This window comes from Candidatus Neomicrothrix sp. (assembly GCF_035329545.1).
In the GTDB taxonomy this organism is placed as follows: domain Bacteria; phylum Actinomycetota; class Acidimicrobiia; order Acidimicrobiales; family Microtrichaceae; genus Microthrix; species Microthrix subdominans.
In genome coordinates this window covers 59,287-67,874 of the sequence record NZ_DAOLGP010000019.1, presented here as the reverse complement: position 1 = coordinate 67,874, position 8,588 = coordinate 59,287, and the positions used below count along the sequence as shown (strand labels likewise).

Annotated in this window: 10 protein-coding genes; 4 read left to right on the top strand and 6 right to left on the bottom strand. The window is 67.8% G+C overall.

Going from position 1 to position 8,588, the window contains the following annotated elements; translation table 11 throughout:
- Positions 1–1,199, top strand: a 1,199-nt coding sequence (locus PKD89_RS11785; RefSeq protein ID WP_324332458.1) for an NAD(P)/FAD-dependent oxidoreductase, incomplete at its 5' end; no start/stop codon positions are given.
- A gap of 100 nt (positions 1,200–1,299) precedes the next feature.
- On the opposite strand, the gene PKD89_RS11780 is transcribed toward PKD89_RS11785, so the two are convergent.
- A complete protein-coding gene (locus PKD89_RS11780; protein ID WP_289010614.1) occupies positions 1,300–1,950 on the bottom strand; it encodes an SDR family oxidoreductase in 651 nt (216 codons plus the stop codon).
- Positions 1,951–2,095: 145 nt separating this feature from the next.
- On the opposite strand from PKD89_RS11780, the gene PKD89_RS11775 reads away from it, so the two are divergent.
- Positions 2,096–2,581: a nuclear transport factor 2 family protein gene (locus tag PKD89_RS11775; protein ID WP_289010615.1), complete on the top strand. Its 486-nt coding sequence runs from the start codon at positions 2,096–2,098 to the stop codon at positions 2,579–2,581.
- Positions 2,582–2,644: 63 nt separating this feature from the next.
- Entirely contained in the window at positions 2,645–3,133 is a 489-nt protein-coding gene (locus PKD89_RS11770; protein ID WP_289010616.1) for a nuclear transport factor 2 family protein, read from the top strand.
- 3 nt (positions 3,134–3,136) lie between these two features.
- Here PKD89_RS11770 and PKD89_RS11765 read toward each other — a convergent pair whose 3' ends face one another.
- From PKD89_RS11765 to PKD89_RS11755, 4 genes are all read right to left on the bottom strand, one after another.
- The gene (locus PKD89_RS11765) at positions 3,137–3,478 is read right to left on the bottom strand and encodes a hypothetical protein (protein WP_289010617.1); all 342 of its coding nucleotides are present in this window, start codon (positions 3,476–3,478) and stop codon (positions 3,137–3,139) included.
- 20 nt (positions 3,479–3,498) lie between these two features.
- Positions 3,499–4,134 carry a transposase gene (locus tag PKD89_RS11760; protein ID WP_289010618.1) on the bottom strand — a complete coding sequence of 212 codons (636 nt, stop codon included), beginning with the start codon at positions 4,132–4,134 and terminating at the stop codon, positions 3,499–3,501.
- Positions 4,064–4,522: a helix-turn-helix domain-containing protein gene (locus tag PKD89_RS19825; protein WP_349257344.1), complete on the bottom strand. Its 459-nt coding sequence runs from the start codon at positions 4,520–4,522 to the stop codon at positions 4,064–4,066. Before PKD89_RS19825 ends, PKD89_RS11760 begins: the two co-directional genes overlap by 71 nt.
- 196 nt (positions 4,523–4,718) lie before the next feature.
- Positions 4,719–6,233, bottom strand: a complete 1,515-nt coding sequence (locus tag PKD89_RS11755; protein ID WP_289010619.1) for a hypothetical protein — start codon at positions 6,231–6,233, stop codon at positions 4,719–4,721.
- A 93-nt stretch (positions 6,234–6,326) separates the two neighbouring features.
- On the opposite strand from PKD89_RS11755, the gene PKD89_RS11750 reads away from it, so the two are divergent.
- Complete coding sequence (locus tag PKD89_RS11750; protein ID WP_289010620.1) at positions 6,327–7,121, top strand: DsbA family protein; 795 nt, start codon at positions 6,327–6,329, stop codon at positions 7,119–7,121.
- A 130-nt stretch (positions 7,122–7,251) separates the two neighbouring features.
- On the opposite strand, the gene PKD89_RS11745 is transcribed toward PKD89_RS11750, so the two are convergent.
- Complete coding sequence (locus PKD89_RS11745; RefSeq protein ID WP_289010621.1) at positions 7,252–8,529, bottom strand: cytochrome P450; 1,278 nt, start codon at positions 8,527–8,529, stop codon at positions 7,252–7,254.
- Positions 8,530–8,588: the final 59 nt, after the last annotated feature.

The window sequence follows — 8,588 nt, the reverse complement described above, 5'->3', positions numbered from 1 at the left end:
CCAACGGCTCTGCGACCAACGGCTCTGCGACCAACGGCTCTGCGACCAACGGCTCTGCGACCAACGGCTCGACCGAGACGTTCACCTACACGTGCAACTTCCTGTTCATGTGCTCGGGTTACTACAGCTACCGGAAGGGCCATACCCCCGACTTCCCCGGCCGGGATCGCTATCAGGGCCGCGTCGTCCACCCCCAGTACTGGCCTGATGACCTCGACTACGAGGGCAAACGGGTGGTGATCATCGGCTCGGGCGCAACAGCGGTCACGCTGGTGCCGTCGATGGCCGCCAGCGCCGAGCAGGTCACGATGCTGCAGCGTTCGCCCACCTATCTGATCAGCCGTCCGGCCAAGGATGCTCTGGCCAACACGATGCGGAAGTACCTGCCCGAGCGGATGGCCTACGACCTGACCCGTCGGAAGAACACTCGCCTGCAGGAGTGGCTCTACCACAAGACCCGAACCGCCCCGACGCAGGTGAAGGCCCGGTTGCTCAAGATGGTGCAACACGAGCTGGGCAAGGACTACGACGTCGAGACCCACTTCACGCCCACCTACGACCCGTGGGATCAGCGGCTGTGCCTGGTGCCCGACGGCGACTTTTTCAAGGCGATCCGTTCGGGTGCCGCCGACGTGGTGACCGATCACATCGACACGTTTACCGAGACCGGCATTCTGCTCGTCTCCGGCCGGGAGCTTCCGGCCGACGTGATCGTCACCGCCACCGGACTGGAGCTGGTGACGTTGGGCGAGGTCGACTTTGTCGTCGACGGCAAACCGGTCGACTTCGCCGACACCTGGACCTACAAGGGGCTTGCCTACTCCGACGTGCCCAACCTGGTGTCGTCGTTCGGCTACGTCAACGCCTCCTGGACGCTGCGGGCCGACCTGACGTGTGAGTACGTGGCCCGGTTGCTCAACCACCTGCGCGATTCCGGCACCGACATCGCCACGCCCCGCCTGCGCCCCAGCGATGCCGACATGCCGGCTCGCCCGTGGATCGACGACTTCTCGGCCGGCTACATCCAGCGGATGCTGCCGTTTCTGCCTAAGCAGGGCGATCGCAAACCGTGGGTCAACACCCAGCGCTACTCCGAGGACAAGGTGCTGATCCGTGAGGCGCCGATCGACGACGGCGTGATGACCTTCACGTCGGCGGCTGTCCCATCCGGCGCCCGCGCCTCGGCGCCGGTTGCGTAACGAGGCGGTCGCTCGTCGGGGTCGGCGCTTCGACCGGGCGAAGTGGCTCCACCTTGGAGGCTGACGAGCTGGCTCACCGGTCGACGGGATGAGCCCGGGCTCAGGCGTGAGCGGACGTCACCGCTTGGCCGACCGGCGTCGTGCCGGCGGTCAGCTGAACGGTGGAACCGAGGGGGGCTCCCTCGAGCAGCAGCGCTTGAAGCACGGCGGCCACATCGGATCGGGCGATCGCACCGCCGTCGGCGTCGGGCGTCAGCGTGACCGTGCCCACCGGGTCGTCGTCGGTCAGCGACGTTGGGCGGACGATGCTGTAGCCCAGGCCGCTGGACCGGAGGGCGTCGTCGGCCTGGCCCTTGGCCCGCAGGTAGGCATCGAACACCTCGTCCCCCTCGTGGTCCGCGTTTGCTCCCATCGAGCTGACCATGAGGTAGTGGGCGACGTCATGTCGCTTGGCGGCTTCGATGAGGGCGACGGCACCAAGGTGATCGACGCTCTCCTTGCGGGCGGCACCGCTGCCCGGGCCCGAGCCGGCTGCGAACACGACGGCGTCGACGTCGCCGACGGCGTCGGCCAGCTGGTCGGCGTTCGTGTCCTCAAGGTCGACCAGCACCGGATGGCCGCCCACCGCCTCGATGTCGACGAACTGATCCTGCTTGCGCACCAGTGACCGGACATGATGGCCCTCGGCGGCCAAAAGGCGGGTGAGATGGCGTGCGATCGTTCCGTGTCCACCGGCGATGGTGATCTTCATGTGAGCTCCAAGATGGTCCTGTGTGCGACACGCGGGCCGCCCAAGGAGTATGCCCGTTCCCGAGACGGTGAAACGTTGGCCGACCTCGCGGCGGCCACCCCGGCGCAGCAACCGCCGCGTCGGGGTGGACCCGTAGGGTCAGGACATGGGCGTATCGCTGACCGACGATGTTGTAGCGATCGGGCGCCTCAACGCTGCGTATGCCGACGTCATCACCCGCCGGGCGTTCGTCGAGTTGGGCGACCTGATGCTGCCCGGATGCAGCGTGCACCTGGACCTGGTGTCCGCTCCTGCCCGCACGCTTGCCGGGCCTGAGGCCCTCGCCGGGATGCTGAGATCGGCGATGGATCGCTTCGATCACTTCATGTTCGTGATCCGAAACAGCGTGGTCGATGTCGACGTTGCCGCCGGCTTGGCCGTAGGCCGCATGTTCATCAGTGAAATCCGCCACGACCGATCCGTCGAGGTCTGGGAAGAGACCCACGGCATGTATGAGGACGACTACCTCCGAGTCGACGGGCGTTGGTGGTTTGCCGAGCGGCACTACCGCTCGCTGGCGCGCAACGCCCCAGAGTCGGTCGTGCTGGGTTTCCCCGACAGTCTGCGCCACGGGAAGCGGCCCGGCCGCTGAGGTTCACCGGCGCGCTGGGGGCTTCACGACCTACGGTGAGCGTCCAACAAGGGGGAGGCGACGATGAGCCATGCGCGGGAAGAGGTCGAGGCGGCGGTGACCCGGCTGATCGAGTTGCGTGATCGCATCAGCGACGGCGATGGGCGCTGGGTCGACCTCGCCCCGCTGTTCACCGACGACGTCGTGTACGTCGATCCGGCGTGGGGTCGCATCGAGGGGATCGACGCGGTGCGGGCCGAGGTGCTCGGCGAAGCGATGGACGGACTCGACTGGCGTTTCCCAACGGACCACTACCTGATCGACGGCGACACGGTGTTGATCAAGTGGCGCCAGGTGATTCCCGGGGCCGGCGGAACCGACTTCGAGCAGTCCGGCTATTCGCACCTCATCTATGCGGGTGACGGCCGGTTTCGCTACAACGAGGATCAGCTGAACATGGCCCATGTCATCGAGGACCTCGGCGCCAGCGGATGGCGGCCCCCGGCGGGCATGACCATGACGATGCCGCCCGCCTCGCCCAACCGCGACTTCTCGATCCCCGACCCGAGCTAGTGGTCATGCCTGTTTGTTCGTCGGTGTTTGGGGTGGGGTGAGGTAGAGCCCGGCGGCGCAGTCGAGTGCGTCTTCGGGTGTGCCTGCGGTTTGGCCGTTGGGCAGGAAGCTGTTTTGGTAGTCGTCGTGGCTTGCCCGGTAGAACGCGAACCCCCACATCGACGCGGAGCCTGCGTATCGGAGACGGCACAACGCGATGGTGTCACCGTCTGGGTCGACGGCGTCGATGTAGGCGAACTGGCCTCGGAAACGGGTTTCGATCTGGTGGTCTGGCCATATGTCGGCCGCGTAGGCGCGGAGGCGTTGGGTGAGGCTGGTTTTGGTTGATTCGGGTGGGGTGGCCATGGGTGTCCAGTCTGGTCCTCTCAGGCCGCGAGGGTCCTCTGGCGGGCTTCGATACGTTCGCAGAGGGCGAGGAGATCGCTGCGGGTGAAGGTCCAGTTGAACGGCCGGGGGTCCTCGTTGTATCGGGTCTCGAACCCGCGGAGTCGTTCGGCGAGTTCGTCGAGGTCAGCAAAGTTGACCGGTCGGATTGCCTTTCGGGCGATGATCGAGAACACGACCTCGATCTGGTTCAGCCACGAAGCGTGGACGGGCAGGTGGACCAGGGTGGCGGTTGGCCAGGCGTTGGTCATCGGGTCGATCGACGGTTGTCCGCGGTGTGATGACCCGTTGTCGACCACCCAGAACACCCGTCGGGCTGACGCGTACGGTTCGGTGGTCATCACTTTGGTGACGAGTTCCTCAAACGGGACGATCCCGGTCTTCTCAGCGATTGTGCCGATCAGTCGGCCGTGGTGGACGTCGTAGGCGCCCATGTAAGCGAGTGTGCCGTGGCGTTGGTATTCGAACTCGACCCGCCTCGTCCGGCCGGGTGCGCAGTCGAGGTCGGGGTGGCGTCGTTCCAACGCTTGGAGTTGGGACTTCTCGTCAGCTGAGATCACATAGTCGTCCGGGCCCAACGGTTCGCCTTCCCACAGGCGTTCGTAGAGGTCCAACACCCGCCCGGCCTTCGTAGCGAAGTCGGGGTCGCGAGGGAAGATCCACGACCGGAACTGCCACGGCTTGATCGGGTCGGCCGCCCAGCCAGCGGCGTACCGTTGAGGACGACAAGCTCTCGCAGAGGCCCTCGTCGACAGCCTTCGAAGCGAGGTCGGCCGACGACCAGCGCGATAACGGTTCCCCATGAGCCGACGGCGGTTCGCACGCCAACGCCTTCACCCCGGCAACCACCTCGGCGTCATGGACCCGGGGCCGTCCAGAACGCTTCCGGTCCCCGAGACCCACCAGGCCTTCCTCGCAGAACCGTTTCCGCCAACGCGACACCACGTCCACATGAACACCCAACGCGGCGGCGATATCGATGTTCCGGTCGCCGTCGGCGGCCATCAACACGATCCGGGCCCGGACCACCTCACCATGCGAAGCGGAATAGGAACCAGAACGGCGGCCCAGCACGGCCCTCACCTCGCCGGTCAACACCACCACAAACGGGGAACTACGCGACACACCGACCTCCCGGCAGCCACCGCCCGCCTACCAAGATCACCCCCAACTTACACCGACGTAATTATCGGCATGCCCACTAGCCGCCAGTCGGCGCGCCGGAATCGTCGCCGGAATCGACGGCGGTGTCCAAGGCGTCGAACAGCGGAAACATGGAGTCGTCGTCGCCCAGGTCGAAGCCCAGTTCGTCGGCCATCGCCTCGATGCCATCGCTCAGCGACTGCTCCCACAGCTCGGCCGGATCGACGTCGGGGTTGAGGTGGGTCTCGAGGCGCAGCAGCGCCTCGTCGGTGATCGACCCCGGCCAGCCCTTGAGCCGATGGGCATAACGGATCCAGGCCTCGACCACGCGGGTGAGCGCCTCGTCGTCCTCGTCGGAGGCGATCTCGGTGCGCAGATACCAGTCCAGGAACGCTGCGACCACCGCCGGCGACCAGCGATGCGCGTCGCCATCCGAGCGCTGCTCGACGTAGTCGAAGAAGCGTTCGACCAGCTCGCGAACCTCGGCCTCGCCGGTGTCGCCGTCGACGCCGCTGTCCTCGTCGGCCAGGCCGGCGGCCTCCGGCGAAGCAAGAAAGGCAGTGGCGGCATCCGCTCGCTGGGCATCGCTCGATCGGGTGACGTCCGCTGGCGGCGCCAGCGTGATCGTGTCGAGTACCAGCCCGGCCAGCGGTGCCAAGCTGTCGAACCCGGGTTGCAGCGGGGCGTCGGCGTCGGCACCGGCGATGGCGATGCCGTCGCGCAGTGCACGAGCGGTCTCGCCAACGTCCGCCGGTTCGAGGTAGCGGATAGCGTCGGCCAGGTACGGGCGGTCGCCGGGACCGACGAGGTAGCCGGTTCCGGGGGTATACACCTCGGTGAACTCGTCGAGGGTGGCGAGCACCAGGTCGTTGACGAACGGGCCCTCGGTGAGGATGAGGCTGCCGAACAGCACCCGGTTCTCCCATTCCCCGGGCCAGGCCAGTTCGATCCCCAGGTTGAGGGAGTCGCCCAGTAGGTCGCCGGCCTGCCAGGCGCCCACCGGCGTCGCTTGCCAGATGGCGTCCGCCCATGCCGGTGGGGTCGTGCGGCCGTCGGCCCGATCGAGCGCCGACCGAACATCGTCGACGGCGGCCGCGTCGACAAAGGGCACCAGCGAGCGTAAGCAGTCGATGTAGGCGGCTCGGGGGCGAACGCGTTCGGCCTCGGCGAGCAGGGAGACGGCTACCGAGACCATCTCGAGGCCCCGGACGCGGTCGTCGGGGCCGGGCGGTGCGCCGCCGAATTCGTCCTCGTCGTCGGCGCCGGCCGCCGCCATCGCCATGATCGACACGAACTCCGAGGCGAGCTCCTCAGCTTCAGCCGGGTGGGTCTCGCGACGTGACTCCATCGCCTCGGCCATGGCGGAGAACACCGAGTGCACGTCCGGCTCCAGGTCCGAGTCGCCGTCGCCCAGCTTGGCCGGGTCGGTCCAACGCTCCCCGGGCCCCGCGGCATCGGCCCACAGATCGAGGTCGGGCGGCACCGCTCCCGCCCCGCTGGTCCCCTGGGCCTGCTTGGGTGGGGTCACCCGGCCGCCCTGGCGCTTCCGGTTGGGCTTGCGCTTGCGAGACATCGTCCCAGTCTGGCAGCGCCGCCCGGCCACGCCGATGGTGGCCCCCTCGATGCGGTTCTACTTCGGTAGCGTCTCCGGTGAAAGGGGCACCAGATGACCGATCATGCAACCGATAGCGCGACGCCGGCACCGACCAGCGTCGACTTCCACTTCGACGTGCTGTGCCCGTACGCCTACCAGACGTCCAAGTGGATCCGTTCGGTGCGCGATGAGCTGGGCATCACCGTCAACTGGAAGTTCTTCAGCCTGGAGGAGATCAACCGGGTGGAGGGCAAAAAGCACCCGTGGGAGCGGGAGTGGAGCTACGGCTGGTCGATCATGCGCATCGGTGCGTTGCTGCGTCGGCGCAGCAACGACGACCTCGACCGCTGGTACGAGCGCACCGGACGGGCGCTGCACGAGGAGGGCCACCGCCCGCACGATCCGGAGGTGGCCCGTCTCCTGCTCGAGGAGCTGGGCCTCGATCCGGGCCTGGTCGACGAGGCGCTCGCCGATGCGTCCACCCACGACGAGGTGCGCGCCGACCACGACAGGGTGGTCGCCTCCGGCGGGTACGGCGTTCCGACCATGTTCTTCACCGACTCGGCCTTCGGTGGACCCGAGTTCGGTGAGCGCTGCCTTTTCGGTCCGGTGTTGATCAACCCGCCGAGCGGCGACGCCGCGGTGCGCCTGTGGCATGCGGTGACCGCCTGGTGCGAGTTCCCCGACCTCTTCGAGCTGCAACAGCCCAAGACCACAGCTGACGAGATGCGTATCGTCAACACGTTTACGCCCTACCTGGAGGCCCGCGACTGGGTCAGCATCAACCGGGGCAAGGTGATCAGCCTCACCGACGACGGCTTCACAGCGGAACGCAACGCCGACGGTTCCCCGCTCAGCGAGGAGTGACCACAGTGATCGCTCCCGCGGTCGAACTGGGTGCGATCGCTGTGGCCCGTCCCACAGTGATCACACCCAGATGGGACATGGGTGTCATCGCTGTGGGTCGGCGTGGCAAGGGACCCTTGGTCGGGCGGGCTCAGGGCCGCGGAGTGATCGTGGCCCGCACCGGGAGGGAGGTGAGGCCGCGGAGAAACATGCGGGTGGCCACCACCGGTTCGCCGACGACCTCCAGGCCGACCAGGCGATCGAGGATGGCGTCGAACGCCACCTCGGCCTGAAGCCGGGCGAGATGCGAACCCAGGCAGGCGTGTGCCCCGGCGCCGAACTGCAGATGCTTCGACGCATCGGGCCGGGCGACCCGCACCACCTCGGAATCGTCGCCCCAGAAGCGGGGGTCGCGGTTGGCGGACGCCAGGCCGGCGTAGACGACCGCCCCGGCTGGCAGCTCCACCCCGCTGAGCGTGGTGGGCCGGGTGGTGATGCGGCGGGTGAACTGGTTGGGACCGTCATGGCGCAACAGCTCGGCGATGGCGTTGCGCATGAGGCTGCGGTCGCTGCGCAGCGACTCGAGCTGGTCGGGGTGCCGGGTGAGCGCCAGGGTGCCGTTGCCGATCAACACCGACGTCGGCTCGTGCCCCGCCATGTACAAGGTGACCAGTTGGCTCATCAGGTCGAGGTCGTTCAAGCGTTCGCCGTCGATCTCGGCGTGAACCAGGTGCGACATCAGGTCGTCGGCGGGGTGGGCCCGCTTCAGCTCGGCCTGGTCGGCCAGGTAGGCGCACATCTCATCGAGGCCGGCCAGGCACTCGTCGCGCTCGTCGTCGGGCAGCACCGGGTCGACCGACCGGGCGACGCATTGGGTCCAGTGCCGAAACTTGGGACCGTCCTCGGCCGGCACGCCGAGCATCTCCGAGAAGATCTCGACCGGCAGTGGGTAGGCGAAGTCCTCGACCAGGTCGAAGTCGACCGGTACCGCTGCGCCCCTCGTGCTGGGGCCCCCGACGGTGCGGCCGCGCTCGGCGAGCACGTCGAGCGCTGCGTGCATCCGCTCGTGCACCCGTCCTCGGAGCGCCTCGATCGCGCTCGCCCGAAACGGCGTGGCCATCAGCCGGCGGGTGCGGGCGTGGTCGGGGTCGTCCATCATCACGACGGTGCGGCCCGCCCGGGGCTGCTCGGCCAGGCGCTGCAGCTCGATCTCGGTGACCGGCGTCGGGGTGGCGCTGTGCACCGACGAGGAGACGGTCGGATCCCGGAGGAGCGCCACCACGTCGTCGTGACGGGTGACCACCCAGCCGCACAACAGCTCGGAGTACTGCACCGGGTCGTCGTCGCGCAGCGCCGCATACAGCTCGTAGGGCGTCTCGGTGAACGAGGGATCGAACGGGTTGAACTGCGGAGGCGCCGCTGTGCTCATCAGGCGCCGGCCCTCATGTCCAGCGTGCGGTGACTGGGGCTCATGAGGTGGGAGCGGAC

Bases quoted from the DNA above. Each gene is read 5' to 3' on its own strand.
- PKD89_RS11750 (WP_289010620.1), top strand. From the start codon at position 6,327: ATGACCGATCATGCAACCGATAGCGCGACGCCGGCACCGACCAGCGTC.
- PKD89_RS19825 (WP_349257344.1), bottom strand. From the start codon at position 4,522: ATGGCCGCCGACGGCGACCGGAACATCGATATCGCCGCCGCGTTGGGT.
- PKD89_RS11745 (WP_289010621.1), bottom strand. From the start codon at position 8,529: ATGAGCACAGCGGCGCCTCCGCAGTTCAACCCGTTCGATCCCTCGTTC.
- PKD89_RS11770 (WP_289010616.1), top strand. From the start codon at position 2,645: ATGAGCCATGCGCGGGAAGAGGTCGAGGCGGCGGTGACCCGGCTGATC.
- PKD89_RS11780 (WP_289010614.1), bottom strand. From the start codon at position 1,950: ATGAAGATCACCATCGCCGGTGGACACGGAACGATCGCACGCCATCTC.
- PKD89_RS11775 (WP_289010615.1), top strand. From the start codon at position 2,096: ATGGGCGTATCGCTGACCGACGATGTTGTAGCGATCGGGCGCCTCAAC.
- PKD89_RS11765 (WP_289010617.1), bottom strand. From the start codon at position 3,478: ATGGCCACCCCACCCGAATCAACCAAAACCAGCCTCACCCAACGCCTC.
- PKD89_RS11755 (WP_289010619.1), bottom strand. From the start codon at position 6,233: ATGTCTCGCAAGCGCAAGCCCAACCGGAAGCGCCAGGGCGGCCGGGTG.